The sequence below is a fragment of the Stenotrophomonas sp. EMP41 genome (genome assembly GCF_047495535.1).
Taxonomy (GTDB): domain Bacteria; phylum Pseudomonadota; class Gammaproteobacteria; order Xanthomonadales; family Xanthomonadaceae; genus Stenotrophomonas; species Stenotrophomonas sepilia.
In genome coordinates this window covers 2483902-2498727 of record NZ_CP179923.1, presented here as the reverse complement: position 1 = coordinate 2498727, position 14826 = coordinate 2483902, and the positions used below count along the sequence as shown (strand labels likewise).

The 14826-nt window shown below is 66.8% G+C and carries 12 protein-coding genes and 2 tRNA genes; 4 read left to right on the top strand and 10 right to left on the bottom strand.

Annotation, left to right across the window (positions count from 1 at the left end; translation table 11 throughout):
* Positions 1-10: 10 nt before the first annotated feature.
* From argH to ACMGRF_RS11495, 4 genes are read left to right on the top strand one after another with little or no spacing between them, the layout of a single operon-like run.
* Positions 11-1306, top strand: a complete 1296-nt coding sequence (argH, locus tag ACMGRF_RS11510; protein ID WP_049412634.1) for an argininosuccinate lyase — start codon at positions 11-13, stop codon at positions 1304-1306.
* On the top strand, positions 1306-1569 hold the full coding sequence (locus ACMGRF_RS11505; RefSeq protein ID WP_049412632.1) for a YciI family protein: 264 nt from the start codon (positions 1306-1308) through the stop codon (positions 1567-1569). The genes argH and ACMGRF_RS11505 overlap by 1 nt, the downstream gene beginning before the upstream one ends.
* A gap of 11 nt (positions 1570-1580) precedes the next feature.
* Positions 1581-2738, top strand: a complete 1158-nt coding sequence (gene proB, locus ACMGRF_RS11500) for a glutamate 5-kinase (protein ID WP_049412630.1) — start codon at positions 1581-1583, stop codon at positions 2736-2738.
* Entirely contained in the window at positions 2735-4006 is a 1272-nt protein-coding gene (locus ACMGRF_RS11495) for a glutamate-5-semialdehyde dehydrogenase (RefSeq protein ID WP_099487284.1), read from the top strand. Before proB ends, ACMGRF_RS11495 begins: the two co-directional genes overlap by 4 nt.
* Before the next feature lie 114 nt (positions 4007-4120).
* On the opposite strand, the gene pgaD is transcribed toward ACMGRF_RS11495, so the two are convergent.
* The 10 genes from pgaD to ACMGRF_RS11445 all read right to left on the bottom strand — a co-directional run bounded on the left by pgaD (position 4121) and on the right by ACMGRF_RS11445 (position 14814).
* Positions 4121-4591 carry a poly-beta-1,6-N-acetyl-D-glucosamine biosynthesis protein PgaD gene (gene pgaD / locus ACMGRF_RS11490; RefSeq protein ID WP_005417686.1) on the bottom strand — a complete coding sequence of 157 codons (471 nt, stop codon included), beginning with the start codon at positions 4589-4591 and terminating at the stop codon, positions 4121-4123.
* Complete coding sequence (gene pgaC, locus ACMGRF_RS11485) at positions 4588-5844, bottom strand: poly-beta-1,6-N-acetyl-D-glucosamine synthase (protein ID WP_099495874.1); 1257 nt, start codon at positions 5842-5844, stop codon at positions 4588-4590. The genes pgaD and pgaC overlap by 4 nt, the downstream gene beginning before the upstream one ends.
* A 1-nt stretch (position 5845) precedes the next feature.
* The gene (gene pgaB / locus ACMGRF_RS11480; RefSeq protein WP_414485228.1) at positions 5846-7732 is read right to left on the bottom strand and encodes a poly-beta-1,6-N-acetyl-D-glucosamine N-deacetylase PgaB; all 1887 of its coding nucleotides are present in this window, start codon (positions 7730-7732) and stop codon (positions 5846-5848) included.
* Position 7733: 1 nt separating this feature from the next.
* The gene (gene pgaA, locus ACMGRF_RS11475; protein WP_180879242.1) at positions 7734-9761 is read right to left on the bottom strand and encodes a poly-beta-1,6 N-acetyl-D-glucosamine export porin PgaA; all 2028 of its coding nucleotides are present in this window, start codon (positions 9759-9761) and stop codon (positions 7734-7736) included.
* 342 nt (positions 9762-10103) lie between these two features.
* On the bottom strand, positions 10104-11309 hold the full coding sequence (locus ACMGRF_RS11470) for a CynX/NimT family MFS transporter (RefSeq protein ID WP_414485227.1): 1206 nt from the start codon (positions 11307-11309) through the stop codon (positions 10104-10106).
* 224 nt (positions 11310-11533) lie between these two features.
* A tRNA-Pro gene (locus ACMGRF_RS11465) sits at positions 11534-11610 on the bottom strand.
* Between the two features lie 140 nt (positions 11611-11750).
* A tRNA-Pro gene (locus tag ACMGRF_RS11460) sits at positions 11751-11827 on the bottom strand.
* Positions 11828-11882: 55 nt separating this feature from the next.
* Positions 11883-11999 carry a cytochrome bd-I oxidase subunit CydX gene (gene cydX, locus ACMGRF_RS11455; RefSeq protein ID WP_005410354.1) on the bottom strand — a complete coding sequence of 39 codons (117 nt, stop codon included), beginning with the start codon at positions 11997-11999 and terminating at the stop codon, positions 11883-11885.
* Between the two features lie 58 nt (positions 12000-12057).
* On the bottom strand, positions 12058-13209 hold the full coding sequence (gene cydB, locus ACMGRF_RS11450) for a cytochrome d ubiquinol oxidase subunit II (RefSeq protein ID WP_049411665.1): 1152 nt from the start codon (positions 13207-13209) through the stop codon (positions 12058-12060).
* A gap of 15 nt (positions 13210-13224) precedes the next feature.
* Positions 13225-14814, bottom strand: coding sequence for a cytochrome ubiquinol oxidase subunit I (locus tag ACMGRF_RS11445; protein ID WP_049411667.1), 1590 nt, complete (start codon positions 14812-14814; stop codon positions 13225-13227).
* Between the last annotated feature and the right edge of the window lie 12 nt (positions 14815-14826).

Sequence of the window (14826 nt, the reverse complement as noted above, 5' to 3'; positions counted from 1 at the left end):
CGGAGCCCCCATGGCAGACCTTCTTTGGCAGAAGCCCGGCGTCGCCGTCGACGCCCAGATCCAGACCTTTCTCGCCGGCGACGATGTGATCCTCGACCGCGAGTTCTTCCTGCACGACATTGCCGCCAGCGCCGCGCATGCGCAGGGCCTGCAGCACATCGGCATCCTCAGCGCCGATGAGCTGGCCGGCCTGCTGCGCGAACTGGACGTGCTGGCGCAGGACTTCCGCGAAGGCCGCTTCGTGCTGGACACGCAGTACGAAGATGGCCACTCGGCCATCGAAGCACGCCTGACCGAACGCCTCGGCGATGCCGGCCGCAAGATCCACACAGGCCGCAGCCGCAACGACCAGATCCTGGTGGCCACCCGCCTGTGGCTGAAGGAGAAGCTGCAGCGCGTGGCGCAGCTCAGCGCCGAGGTGGCCAAGGTCGCGCTGGACCGTGCGCAGGCCGAGAAGGACCTGCCGATTCCCGGCTACACCCACATCCAGCGTGCCGTGGTGTCTTCGGCCGGCATGTGGTGGGCCGGCTGGGCCGAGGCCTTCATCGACAACGCCATCCGCGCCCGCGACACCCATGCGCTGGTCGACGCCAATCCGTTGGGTACCGCTGCCGGCTACGGCGTGAACCTGCCGCTGGACCGCGAGCACACCACGGCGGCGCTCGGTTTCGCGCGCATGCAGATCTCGCCGATCTACGCACAGCTGTCGCGCGGCAAGTTCGAGCTGGCTGCACTGGAAGCGCTCGGTGGCGCCACGCTGGACCTGCGCCGCATCGCCTGGGACCTGTCGCTGTTCACCAGCGCCGAGTTCGGCTTCGTCGCGCTGCCGGCGCAGTACACCACCGGCAGTTCGATCATGCCCAACAAGCGCAATCCGGATGTGATCGAGCTGATGCGCGCCACCCACGCCAGCGTCGCCGCCGCGCGCACCGAGATCGAGCAGCTGCTGTCGCTGCCTTCCGGCTACCATCGCGACCTGCAGTCGTCCAAGGGTGCCATCTTCCACGGCTTCGGCCGTGGCCTGGCCGCGCTGGAACTGCTGCCGGCGCTGCTGGCCAATCTGGAATGGCGTGACGACAGGCTGCGCGCGGCGATTGATTCGGGCATGTATGCCACCGACGTCGCCGTGGAGGCGGCCGTGGCTGGCGTACCGTTCCGCGAGGCCTACAAGGCCGCTGCGGCCGGTGCCGACAGTGCAGGGCAGGGACGCACGCCGGAGGGCAGCCTGGCCGCGCGTGTATCGCCGGGCGCGGCCGCTGACCTGCGCCTGGACGAACTGCGCGCGCGCTGGCAGGCGTTGTCCTGATGGCGGCCACGGTGTATCTGGTGCTGGCGATGCGCCGGCCGGGCTTCAACGATGCAGCGGTGCAGCCGCATCGCGATTTCCTCGATGCGTTGCAGGCGCAGGGCAAGCTGCAGCTGACCGGTGGCTTCGCCGATGGCAGCGGTGGCGCCTACGTGCTGTGCAACGTGGACAGCCTGGCGCAGGCACAGGCCATCGTCGCCACCGACCCGCTGGTGACGATGCAGGCCTCCGACCTGACCGTGCACGAATGGAACACCCGCTGAGAGCCTGACCGATGATCCAGCACGCTGCCCACGTCGCCTCGCCGTTCCCCGAACAAGCGCTGCCGCCGTGGCGGCGTGCGGTGCTCAAGGTTGGCAGCAGCCTGCTGGCAGCTGATGGCGGCGGCCTGTCGCCACGCCACGCGCTGGGCCTGGCCCAGTTCGTCTCGGCCAATCTCCTGGCTGGGCGCGAGGTGGTGATCGTCTCCTCCGGCGCGGTCGCTGCCGGGCGCGCGATCCTGCCGCGCGCCGATGAACCGGGCGCAGCGATGGCGGCGCGGCAGGCCCTGGCGGCACTTGGCCAGGCCCAGCTGATCGGGCTCTGGCAGCGCTTCTTCGAGCGCCCGGTGGCGCAGGTGCTGCTGACCCATGACGACCTGCGCAACCGCCGCCGCTACCTCAATGCACGCGCCACGTTGAGTGAACTGTTGCGCCTGGGCGCATTGCCGGTGGTCAACGAGAACGACACCGTGTCGGTGGATGAGCTCAAGCTCGGCGACAACGACAACCTGGCTGCTACCGTGGCGGCGCTGGTCGACGCCGATGCGCTGTTCATCGCCACCGACATCGATGGCCTGTACAGCGCCGACCCGCGCACCGTGGCCGATGCGCGGCCGTTGCACGACGTGCCGGAACTGAGTGACGAGGTGCTGGCGATGGCGGGCGGCGCCGGCTCGCGCGCCGGTACCGGCGGCATGCGTACCAAGCTGGAGGCGGCGGCGAAGGCCGGGCGCCTGGGCATCGAAACCTATCTGTTCAATGGCCGCAGCGGTGACGTGGTGCGCGCGTTGGCGCAGGACCGCCTGTTCGGCACCCGCATCCATGCCGCACGCAGCCGCGAGGCCGCCCGCAAGCACTGGCTGCGGCATGCACCGCTGGCCGAGGGCGTGATCGTCATCGATGCCGGTGCGGCACAGGCGATGCGCGAGAAGGGCGCCTCGCTGCTGCCCGGTGGCATCACCGGTGCAGAGGGCGTGTTCCGCCGCGGCGACATGGTACAGGTGTGCTGGAACGCGCCGCAGGGCCGTGTCTGCGTGGCCCGCGGCGTCAGCCAGTATGCTGCCGACGACGTACGCCGGATTGCCGGCCACCATTCGCGCGACATCCAGGCCGTGCTCGGCTACAACTACGGCGGCAGCGTCGTCCATCGCGACGACCTGGTGCTGCCATGACCGGATTGAAGGACACCCCGATGAGCGAGATCGAAGCGCAGGCGCGTGCCTGCCGTGATGCGGCGCAGATCGTTGCCGGCCTCGACGGCGCGGCGCGATGCACGCTGCTGCTGGCGATGGCACAGGCGCTGGAAGTGAATGCCGGGTTGATCCTGGCCGGCAATGCACGTGACCTCGCCGCCGCGCGCGCGAAGGGCGTGGGCAGCGCCATGCTCGATCGTCTGGCACTGGACCCGCCGCGCCTGTTCGCGATGGCCGAAGCCGTGCGCGAAGTGGCCGGATTGCCAGATCCTGTCGGCGAGGTCACCCGCGATGACGTGCGCCCGAACGGCATCCGCGTGCAGAAGGTGCGCGTGCCGCTGGGCGTGATCGCGATGATCTACGAGGCGCGCCCGAACGTGACCGCCGAAGCCGCGGCGCTGTGCCTGAAGGCGGGTAACGGCGTGATCCTGCGCGGTGGTTCCGAGGCAATTCACTCCAACACCGCGATCGCGCAGGCACTCGCCGGTGCGTTGAAGGCCAACGGCGTACCGCCGGCCGCCGTGACCGTGCTGACCGACCTGCGCCGTGAGGCGATGCTGGAACTGCTGCAGCTGCATGAGCTGATCGACCTGGCGATCCCGCGCGGTGGCGAAGGCCTGATCCGTTTCGTTGCCGAGCATGCGCGGGTACCGGTGATCAAGCACTACAAGGGTGTTTGCCATCTGTTCGTGGACGCCAGCGCCGACCTGGGCAAGGCCATCGACCTGCTGGTGGATGGCAAGTGCAGCCGGCCAGCCGCCTGCAATTCGCTGGAGACACTGCTGGTACACCGTGACGTAGCCGATTCGTTCCTGCCGCGCGTGGCGCAGGCGCTCGGCCAGCGTGGCGTGCAGTTGCGCGCCGATGCGCAGGCGCAGCCGCTGCTGCCGGGCAGCACGGCGGCGACCGAGGAGGACTACGCTGCCGAGTTCCTCGACCTTGTGCTGGCCGTGCGCGTGGTGGACGACCTCGATGCGGCCATCGCGCACATCCGCCGCTATACCTCCGACCACACCGAAGTGATCGCGACCGCAGACGCCGGCCATGCCGAGCGTTTCGTTACTGCGCTGCGTTCGGCGGTGGTGATGGTCAATGCCTCATCGCGCTTCTCCGATGGTGGCCAGCTGGGCCTGGGCAGCGAAATCGGCATTTCCACCACGCGCCTGCATGCCTATGGCCCGATGGGTCTGGAAGCGCTCACTGTCGAACGTTTCGTGGTGCGTGGCGAAGGACAGACGCGCACATAAGTGGATCCACGCCATGCGTGGATGTTCTTCGCAGCAGACCCCGGTGCCGACCAAGGTCGGCACCCACCAGGCACAAGCGCCGATCAGGGGGGCGGCACCCACCGGGCTGTCGGGCTACACCACCTCGCGGCGGATGCCGACCGGGCGTGCGTGATCATCCATGTGCAGCGTGGCGGCCTTGCAGCCCATCAGGCGTTCGGCCAGCCCGGTGCTGGCCCCCAGATCGGCGGCCACTTCGTTGAGGCTGGCCAGTGGCCGCGGCAGGCGGCGCTCGCGGCCACGGAAGCGGGCACGGTTGTACTCGGCCCAGCCGATCAGCAGCACGCTGGCGCACAACAGCATCAGCGGCAATGCCACCAGCACGTAGGGATCGAACTGGCTTTGCCGTTCGTACAGCTGCTGCCAGGCCAGCTGGCCGCCAACCAACCACGAGAACAGGGTCACCAGGGGCGCCCACAGGTAGAAGTAGAAGCCCCAGAACGCCAGGGTCACGAATCCCCAGGCGGTGCGCTGGAAGCGCGGCTGGCGGTGTGGCTTGCGGATCATCCGTGAGTCGAAGCGATTGGACGGGCGTTGCGCGTTCATCGGATCCCCCGGTCAGGGCTGGTCCAGGTGGCGCGCTTGCTGCGACGGCGCAGCAGTGTCTTCGGCAGCGCCACCAGGGTGGTGGAAAGGCTGATCAGCCAGTACGCCATCGGGTACCAGATGACCCAGAAATAGTTGCGTCCAATCTGTGTTTCGTAACGCCGGTCGATGATCAGGCTGCTGGCGAACTGCAGCAGGCAGACCAGCGCCAGGATCACGCCATGCCACTGCGGCAGCAGGCTGGCGATGTGCAGCTGCGGCGGCAGCTCGATGAACTTGCCCAGTGCCCACAGCAGCACGATGAACAACATGGTGTAGGCCCAGATCACGCTCAGCACGTACTCCAGCAGCACGCCCCACATGCGCCGCTCTTTCCAGTGCAGCAGCGAGCGCGCGTGACGCAGCATCACCTCCACGCCGCCCTGGGCCCAGCGCAGGCGCTGCCGCCACAGGCCCTTGAGGGTCTCCGGCATCAGGATGAAGCACAGCGCGTTGGGTTCGTAGCGGATGTCCCAGTGCGCGCGTTGCAGGCGCCAGCTGATGTCGATGTCCTCGGTCACCATGTCATCCGACCACCAGCCCACCTGGTGCAGGGCGGTACGGCGGAAGCCGGCGATCACCCCGGAGATGGTGAAGATGCGCCCGTATACGCGCTGCGCGCGCTTGATCATGCCGATGATCGAGGAAAACTCGGCCACCTGCAGGCGGCCGAGCAGGGTGGACCGGTTGCGGATGCGCGGGTTGCCGGTGACTGCACCGACCCGGTTGCCGCTGACCAGGTGCCAGACCATCCAGTGCAGCGCATGTTCCTCCAGCATTGCATCGCCGTCGATGCACACCAGGTACTCCGAGCGAGCGGCCAGTGCGCCCATGCGCAGCGCATTGGCCTTGCCCAGGTTACGGTCCAGGTGCAATACGCGCAGCCGCGGGTGCTTTGCCGCCAGCACGTCCAGCCGCGCGCCGGTGTCATCGCTGCTGCCATCATCGATGGCGATCACTTCGTAGTCGGCGGGGTAACGCTGGGCCAGCGCCGCAGTGAGTGTGTCATCCAGGTTGTCTGCTTCGTTGTGGCAGGGCACCAGCAGGCTCGCGAAGGGGGGATCGACCATCAATGGAGGGTCGTTGCGCGGCCGCGAGTGGCGTTCGCGCCGATAGTAGTAATAGAGGCCGCCCGACATCCAGAAGAACGCCATCACCATCGGGTAGTAGAAGGCGAACTGGAACAGGACCTGCAGCAGCGGATGCATGTCCATATCACTTCTCCGGGTACGGGAAGGTGCCGGCGGACATCGCCGCGCGGGCATCGCGGGTGGAGGGCTGGTCGGCGATGAAGTCGTCGGGGTACCAGGCGAAGTGGTGCACGCCCTGTGCCTGCAATTGGCGGATCTGTGCGCGCAGGCGCTCGGCGGGAATCGGTTGCCCGTTGCGCCAATCGACGGTCTGCAGCTCGAACAGGGTGTGCTGCAGCTGCGGGTCGTGTGCGCGTACTGCGGCCAGCAGCTGATCCAGCCAGCGCTCGGGGTGCTTGCTGCCTTCCATCCACGGCATCGCCATCAGCGCGGTCTGGTCATAGGCCTTGTTGAACAGATCCAGGCGCTGCGCGAACCAGGCCTCGCTCTGCGGGCGGAGTACCGGCTCGGCGTACAGGTTGCGCACGGTGGCCAGTTTCGGGCGCCAGCGTTGCGCGCTGTCGCGCAGCGCCAGGGTGAAGCTGATCAGCGCCTGCGTGCGCGCGCTGCCATCGCCGCCGGCTGCCAGTGCCGGCAGCTCGGTGTCGCGCAGGTAGCCGTCGTCATGGAACAGCAGGCCTTCAAAGTAGGAATTGACCGCCAGGTCCTCGTAGATGTCGAGCATGATCTGGCGGGCCTTCGGGGTGGTGAAGTCCAACCGGTACATGCCATCGGGATCGCCGTTGCGGATCGCCAGCGCCTTGCGCTGCGCCGGGTCGGGCAGCTCGAAGCCAAGCACCGGCAGCCATGCGTAGACCTTCACGCCGGCGCGGGATTTCAGCTGCCAGGCAACGCGGCTGAACAGGTCCGCACGCATCGGCATGTGCCGGTTTGGGAAGTACAGCGCATCGGCAGTGTTGTTGCCGTCGGGATCGGCGAAGGCCTGCAGGTAGACGTGCGTCGGCGCGATGCGCTTGACCCGTTCGACCAGCGCATCGAGGTTGCGTGCCTGCTGCGCCGGGTCTGCGTCGTAGACATCATCCAGGTCGATCTGCAGGGCACGGATGCCATCGAGCGCGACATCGCGGCGCAGCTCGTAGGTCAGCCCTTCCACGGTCGGGTTGTCGCTGACCAGGAAGCGCGCCAGGCCATGCAGGTCGCTGGCCACCGGCGTGCTGCGGCCCTCCAGATCGAAGGACACCGGCATGCCCAGCTGTTCGGCGATGTCGTTGCTCAACTGGTTGTAGGCGGCGTACGGCCAGACGATGGCGCGCGGGCGCACGCCCAGGTGCTGCTCGATGCGCTGCACGCTGCGCGAGAGATCGGCGCGCAGGCGCTGCTCATACTGCGTTTCAGTCTCGTACCTGTGCGTGGCCGGGCTGTAGATGCGGGTGACCACGGCGGGCGTTGAATTGCCCTGTGGATTGGCCAGCACGCCGTGGTGCAGGTCGTCGGTGTGGCTGGCCACTTCGATCAGGCCGCTGTCGTGCATCTGCTTCAGCTGCGCCCAGGTGACGAAGTCATCGCGGCCGAACGGGCGGTAGCCGTAGTCGATGGTGCGGCCCGGAGCCATGTCCACGTAATCGGTGATCACCGCCACCAGCGCCGGGTAGCGGTAGGCCTGCAGCAATGGGAACGCCTTGTCGTAGACGCTGCGCAGGCCATCATCGAAGGTCAGCAGCACAGGCTTGGGCGGCAGCGTGGCCCGCCCCTGCGAGGCATCGATCACCTGCGACAGCGAGACCGGGTGATAACCATGCGCACCGAGCCAGTCCAGGTGTGCGGCGAAGTTCTGCGTGCTCACCGCATAGGTATCGGCATCGCCCTTGGCCGCGACCTGGTCGCGGATGTCGTGGTAACTGAGGATCAGCAGGCCATTGTCGATTGCATCGAGATGCGCGGCCTGCTGCGCCAAGGCCGGTGGCGTAATGGCCAGCAGCAGGAGCACGATCAGTCGCAGGAAGCAGGCCATGTCAGTCTCCCCAGCGCAGTGCGGCTTCGAAGCCGATATGACGTTCGCGATGCCCGTCGTAGACCGGTCGCGACCAGCGCACGCCGTATTCGAGCACGCGGCCCGGACCCAGCTGCCACTCGTGCATGTAGGACACCGTCGGCACCAGCGCACTGCCGAAACCGTCCTGCCAGTAGTCACCCAGCGAGACGGTCAGGCGATGCCGGAAGTGGCGCTCGTAGTGCCGCCACAGCTGCTGGTCGATGCGCAGCCCGATCTCGACCATGCGGTCGCGCTTCGGGTTGAAGTAGGGGGCATCGTCGCGGCTGCCGCGGCTGGTGTAGGCACTGCCCAGGCCATCGATCAGCCAGCGCGGGCGGGTCAGCAGGCGTTGTTCAATGCTGATGCTGAACAGTTCGCGGTGGTTGCCATCGTCGTAACGGAAGCGGCTGGCGCCGAACGCCCAGTGGGTGAGCTCGCTGCGCCGGTAGTCCACCTGTGCGCTCACGCTGTCGGCGGTGATGCCGGCCGCGCGCGCCTGCATCGAGGCTTCCGGATCATTGCGCGTGGCCACCAGCCCGGCGTGCCAGTAATCGTTGAACTGCCAGCCGACGCCGACCCGCAGGCCGGTATCGCCGATGTGGTCGTTGGCGCGCAGGACGGCCGCTTCCGCATCCAGCTGCCCGAAGCGGTAGCGCACGCCCGCACCCAGCCACAGGGGATCGATGCGCTGGTCCTGGAAATCGGTCGAGCGCCGGTCGGCCAGGGCGAACAACCGCCAGCGGTCATCAAGGATCGGTGTCTCCACTTCCACACCGTAGTGGCGATCGTTGTTGCCCAGTGGCGAGGTGCCACCGCCACCGGAGCTGCGGCCGATGTCGGTCCATGCCTTCAGCTGCCAGCCGCGATGCGCACGCCACGCCTGGTCCATGCGTTCGACTGCCGGTTGGGTGGGATAGCGTGCAACCAGGTCATCGTGCAGCGGCCGCGCCAGGTCGTCGCGCTGCAGGGCGACGTAGGCCTCTTCCATGCCCAGCCGAGGTTCGATGTCACGCGGGTCCAGCGCGTGTGCCATCTGCTGTCGCTGCAGCGCCCTGCGTGGCCAGCCGCGCATCATGTAGACGCTGCCCAGCGCACTCTGCAGTCCTCCGTTGCCGGGTGCGATGTCCACCATCGACTCCAGATCGTGCTGCGCAGTGACCAGGTCGCCGCTGTAAGCGCGCACCATCGCCAGGTTGAGATCGGCCTCGTAGCGTGACCAGTTCGCGTACGGTGATTTGCCATTGCTCCAGCGCCACGCAGGCTCCTTGTCGCGCCATGCCTGCAGCACGTCGATCGCCTTTTCCTGCTGCTCGCTTTCCAGGTAGGCGTAGGCCAGTTCCGAATGCGAGGCGTCGCGCGCCGGATCGCCGGCGACGGCCGCCTGCAGTACCGGAATGGCTTCTTCCGGGTGCAGGGTGCCCATCAACGAATCGCCCACGGCAGGCAGCACGTAGTCGGGCAGGGTGTGGCCTTCGGCCTGCAGGGCTCGTGCTTCCTCGCGGACCTGCGCATGGCGGCCCAGCCGGTTGAGCAGGATCAGCCGGTCCATGCGGATCCGCAGTGGGGCCTGCGAGGGCTGGGTGCATTCGCCGCCGAGGTAGCGCTGCATGCGCGCCAGGGTCGATTCGGCTTCTTCCAGGCGGCTGTCCTCGCTGCTGCTGTAGGCCAGGCTCCAGACCACGAGTTTGGCCAGGTAGTCGCCTTCCAGGCGCTGCTTCTGGGCCTCGTCGAACAGCTGCGGCCGCTGCTGGTACAGCTCCCAGGCGCGCCAGGCATTGCCGATGTCGCCCAGGGTCAGCACGCGCAGCTTGAACAGCAGATCGTCGTTGGGCTGCTGCTGGCTGGCGCGCTCGATTGCGCCGAGCGCATCCAGCCAGCGGGCCTGGTCGCGATAGCGGCCGATCTCGGCCAGGGCCGCGTCGCGGTCGGACGGAGCCGCGCTGCTGGCCCAGGCCAGAGCGGTGCATGCGAGGCCGACGCAGAGCGCCAGCCGGCGGTGGACAACCATTGGGGACCCCCTTGGCTTCCTAACCAGACAACCCGTGAAAATGTGACGCAAATCACATGCCAGTGTTTGGCGTGGCCGTGGCCCGCGTCACTCCCTTCGTGCATTCCCGCCCAGCGAAGACGGATACAACCCGGACAGCGACCTGCAATGTCTTGTCTGAAACGAGAGTCCCCCGCACACCGAGTGGTGGCCTGGGCGGCGCTGCCGCCCCCATGCCCGATGCCGGCACGCGGCAGGAAAGGGCATTCGTGGGCACTATCCGCCCGGAATTGTCAGTTCGGCGTCAAGATCGCCCGGTGTCTGACGAGCGGTAGGCGGGGCCGTCTGGCGGCCCCGGCCGGGCTACCAGAGATCTTCCAGCTTGCGGGGCTTGCAGGCGACCCACGAGGCGCAGAGCATCAGGGTGGCGCAGCCGAACAGGAAGCTGAACGGGAGCGTCCAGCCATTGCTGACGGTATGCAGCCAGCCGACCAGGAACGGGCCCAGGCAGCTGAAGCTGTAGCCCACGCCCTGCATGAAGCCCGACAGTGCGGCCGAGCCGGCCGGGGTGCGGGTGCGCAGGTTGATCAGGGTCAGCGCCAGCGGGAAGGTGGACGGGCCGACGCCGAGCAGGCAGGCCCACAGCAGGGGAGCCTTCATCGGCGCCAGCAGCAGCCCGGTGAAGGCGATCACGAACGAGAAGAAGCCGATCAGCACCAGCGGGAACGGGTTCTGCATGCGTACCGCCATCGACGGAATGACCAGTGACGGCAGCAGGCCCAGTGCCGAGAACACCGCTACCATCACGCCACCGAACGCAGGCGTGCCACCGGCCTCGACCACGATGCGCGGCAGCCAGGTGAACATCGAATAGGTCATCAGTGACGTCATGCCGAACATCAGCGTCATGCTCCAGCCCAGCGACGTACGCCAGACCTTTCCGTGCGGCTGCGCGGTGGGATCGGCGGCGTCGGCCAGCGGCTTCGGTGCGCGCCTGGCCAGCACCAGCCATGGCAGCGCGGCGGCCAGTGCAAGCAGCGCCCACATGCCCAGCGACACCCGCCAGCCTGCAGCGTTGGCCACCGGTACTGCCAGCAGCGCCGGCAGCATCGTGCCCAGCTGCAGCACGCTGATGTAGAGCGTGCTCATGGTGCCGACCTTGTTGGCGAAGTAACGCTTCACCAGCGGCGGCACCACCACGTTGCCGATGCCCATGCCGGCCAGCGCGATTACCGAGCCCAGCAGCAGGCTGCCGACGTTGCCGGCGCTGGAGCGCAGCAGCAGGCCGGCCATCGCCATCAGCATCGCCAGCAGCGTCGTGCGTTCCAGGCCCAGGCGCCGCGCCAGTGCCGGCGTGGCCACGCCGAACAGCGCGAACGAGGCGGTCGGCAGCATGCCCAGCACGCCGGTCATGGTGGTACCGAAGCCGAACTGCTCGCCGAGCACGTCCAGCAGGGGCGTGATCGACGTGACTGCGGTGCGCAGGTTGATCGCTGCCAGCAGGATGGCGGCGAAAGCCAGCACGCGCCCGTGCAGCAGCGACGGCGAATCGGAAGTGGAGGAACTCATCGGTGGTCCTTGCAGGTGTCGCACGCCGCGGCAATGGCATGCAGCGCCGGCATCGGTCTACGCCGAAGCGGCAGGTGGGGGAGTGGTGGCTGCAGGTGGGCCGGCAGCGCGGCCATTGTACGTGTGCGCTCCGGCAAGGTCCCGTCATGCGGGCGGCCTGGCGCGGGGTACAAAAAAACCCGGAGGACAGTGATGTCTTCCAGGCTTCTTGGTGACCACCGAAGTGGTCGGGGAGACAGGATTCGAACCTGCGACCTCTACGTCCCGAACGTAGCGCTCTACCAGACTGAGCTACACCCCGAAGGGAGCCGCCTATTCTAGCGATTCACCCCGATGGCGGCAAGGGGTAAATGCTGGTTTCTTCACACCGCCGAAGCAGTGCCACCTCAGGGAACAAAAAAGCCTGGATGACTTCACCAGGCTTCTATGCGACCACGTGAGTGGTCGGGGAGACAGGATTCGAACCTGCGACCTCTACGTCCCGAACGTAGCGCTCTACCAGACTGAGCTACACCCCGAAGGAGCCGCCTAAGATACCGTGTGAAGGCCAAGGCGGCAAGGTTTTTTTACAGCTCAGCGACGATTTTCTTTCTCGATACGGTTCTGCTCGCGGGCTTCGAACCACATGCCGTTGAGGATGGCCACTGTCGAGGCGAGGCCGGCACCGAGAATCCAGGCGAAATACCACATGATCAGTCTCCTTCATTCCGGGTAGGTGCCGACCGTTGGTCGGCACACGTGCAAGCAATCAATACGCGTTGGGGTTGTTGCCCATCTCTTCGGTGGTGGTCTTGCCCTTCAGTACGCGGTACACCCAGGTGGTGTAGGCGAGGATGATCGGCAGGAACACCGCCGTGGCCAGCAGCATGATCCACAGGGTCAGGTGGCTGGACGAGGCATCCCACACGGTCAGGCTGGAGGTGGGCTGGCTCGAGGACGGCAGCAGGAACGGGAAGATGGCGAAGCCGACGGTCAGGATGATGCCGGCGATGGCCGCACCGGAGGCGATGAAGGCCAGGCCACCACGACGGGCACGCAGCAGCACCGCACTGGCCAGCAGACCCGCCAGGCCGAGCAGCGGGGCCAGGATCGTGGCCGGCATCGCGCTGTAGTTGCGCATCCAGCCACCGGCGGCGCCGAGTTCGGCGGTCTTCAGCAACGGATTGGTGGCGCCATCGGTAACCACCTGCGAGGTGATCTGGTAACCCGGCAGGCCGAAGGCCACCCAGGCGCCACCCACTGCGAACAGCACGAAGGCGATGATTGCCGCGATGCTGCCGAAGCGGGCGGCACGCTCGGCCACCGGGCCGTCGGTCTTCAGCACCAGCATGGCGGCACCGTGGGCGACCAGCATCGACACGCTGAGCAGGCCGGCCAGCAGCGCGAAGGGCATCAGCAGGCCGAAGAACGAGCCGGTGTAGAAGATGCGCATGCTGTCATCGAAATGGAACGGCACGCCCAGCAGCACGTTGCCGACCGCCACGCCCATGATCAGCGCCGGGATGAAGCCACCGATGAACAGCGCCCAGTCCCAGGTGTTGCGCCAGCGTTCGCTGGGCATCTTGCTGCGGAACTTGAAGCCGACCGGACGCAGGATCAGGGCGAACAGGATCACGAACATCGCCAGGTAGAACCCGGAGAAGCTGACCGCATACAGTGGCGGCCAGGCGGCGAAGATCGCGCCGCCACCCAGGATCAGCCACACCTGGTTGCCTTCCCAGACCGGGCCGATGGTGTTGATCACCCGGCGGCGTTCGGCATCAGTGCGGGCGACGAAGGGCAGCAGGGTGCCCACGCCCAGGTCGAAACCATCCATCACGGCGAAACCGATCAGCAGGATGCCGAGCAGCAGCCACCAGATCACGCGCAGCGTGGTGTAGTCCAGAAGAATGAAATCCATCTTGGTTCTCCTGCCTCAGGCCTGGCCGGCGGCCGGCGCCGAGGCAATGTGGGAAGCATGCGGCTGGGGCGACTGCAGCGACGGCAGCAGTTCGTCCGGCCCCTTGCGGATCGCCTTGAGCATCAGCTTGATCTCGACCACGATCAGCGCGGTGTAGATCGCGGTGAAGCCGGCCAGGGTGAGCACGATTTCATGCAGCGCCAGACCCGATGCCGCATAGAAGGTCGGCAGCACGCCATCGACCGCCCACGGCTGGCGACCATACTCGGCCACGAACCAGCCGCACTCGATCGCGATCCACGGTGCCGGCAGCGTCCACAGGGCCAGCTTGAGGAACCAGCGCTTGTCCTGGAAGTTGTTGCGGCACGAGTAGTAGAAGGCCAGCGCGAAGAAGGCGATCAGGTAGAAGCCCAGGCCGGCCATCACGCGGAAGGTCCAGAACAACGGCATCACGCGCGGCACCGTGTCCATCGCCGCCTGCGAGATTTCCTGCGGGGTGGCGTTGAGGATGTCATCGCGATAGCGCTTGAGCAGCAGGCCGTGGCCCAGGTCCTGCCAGTGGCGGTCGAACATCTCGCGCGCTTCCACGTCGTTCTTGTTCGCACGCAGGCGTTCCAGCGCGCCGTAGGCGAGCTGGCCGCCGCGCACGCGGTGTTCGGCGCGCTCGACCAGTTCCAGGATGCCTGGAATCGGCTGGTTCAACGAACGGGTAGCGATCAGGCCCATCAGGTAGGGGATCTTCACCGCGTAGTCGTTCTGGTGGGTGTCCTGGTTCGGGATGCCGAAGGCGGTGAAGTCGGCCGGCGCACGCTCGGTCTCCCACATCGCTTCGATCGCGGCCAGCTTCATCTTCTGGTGTTCACTGGCGGCGTAACCGCTCTCGTCACCCAGCACCACCACCGACAGCGAGGACAGCAGGCCGAACGCTGCGGCCACCGCGAACGAACGACGGGCCAGGTCCTTGTGCTTGTTGCGCAGCAGGAACAGGGCGCTGATCGCCATCACGAACACCGCACCGGTCACATAACCGGCGCTGACGGTGTGCACGAACTTGGCCTGCGCCACCGGGTTGAACACCACCGCCATGAAGTCGACCACTTCCATGCGCATGGTTTCCGGGTTGAACACCGCACCGGTCGGGTTCTGCATCCAGCCGTTGGCGACCAGGATCCAGATCGCCGACAGGTTGGTACCCAGTGCCATCAGCCAGGTCACCATCAGGTGCTTGACCTTGCTCAGGCGGCTCCAGCCGAAGAAGAACAGGCCGACGAAGGTGGCTTCCAGGAAGAAGGCCATCAGGCCTTCGATCGCCAGCGGCGCACCGAAGATGTCACCGACGTAGTGGCTGTAGTAGGACCAGTTCATGCCGAACTGGAATTCCATGACGATGCCGGTGGCGACGCCCATGGCGAAGTTGATGCCGAACAGGACGCCCCAGAACAGGGTCATCCTGCGCCAGATCTCCTTGCCGGTCATCACGTACACGCTCTCCATGATGGCCACCATGAAGGACAGGCCGAGGGTGAGCGGTACGAATAGGAAGTGGTACATCGCGGTCAGCGCGAATTGCAGCCGCGACAGTTCTACGACTGTCTGATCAATCATGGCCTGGCTACC

Coding starts and splice junctions, on each gene's coding strand:
- pgaC (WP_099495874.1), bottom strand. CDS start 5,844: ATGGACATGCATCCGCTGCTGCAGGTCCTGTTCCAGTTCGCCTTCTAC.
- argH (WP_049412634.1), top strand. CDS start 11: ATGGCAGACCTTCTTTGGCAGAAGCCCGGCGTCGCCGTCGACGCCCAG.
- ACMGRF_RS11470 (WP_414485227.1), bottom strand. CDS start 11,309: ATGAGTTCCTCCACTTCCGATTCGCCGTCGCTGCTGCACGGGCGCGTG.
- pgaB (WP_414485228.1), bottom strand. CDS start 7,732: ATGGCCTGCTTCCTGCGACTGATCGTGCTCCTGCTGCTGGCCATTACG.
- cydX (WP_005410354.1), bottom strand. CDS start 11,999: ATGTGGTATTTCGCCTGGATTCTCGGTGCCGGCCTCGCCTCGACAGTG.
- proB (WP_049412630.1), top strand. CDS start 1,581: ATGATCCAGCACGCTGCCCACGTCGCCTCGCCGTTCCCCGAACAAGCG.
- ACMGRF_RS11505 (WP_049412632.1), top strand. CDS start 1,306: ATGGCGGCCACGGTGTATCTGGTGCTGGCGATGCGCCGGCCGGGCTTC.
- pgaD (WP_005417686.1), bottom strand. CDS start 4,591: ATGAACGCGCAACGCCCGTCCAATCGCTTCGACTCACGGATGATCCGC.
- cydB (WP_049411665.1), bottom strand. CDS start 13,209: ATGGATTTCATTCTTCTGGACTACACCACGCTGCGCGTGATCTGGTGG.
- pgaA (WP_180879242.1), bottom strand. CDS start 9,761: ATGGTTGTCCACCGCCGGCTGGCGCTCTGCGTCGGCCTCGCATGCACC.
- ACMGRF_RS11495 (WP_099487284.1), top strand. CDS start 2,735: ATGACCGGATTGAAGGACACCCCGATGAGCGAGATCGAAGCGCAGGCG.
- ACMGRF_RS11445 (WP_049411667.1), bottom strand. CDS start 14,814: ATGATTGATCAGACAGTCGTAGAACTGTCGCGGCTGCAATTCGCGCTG.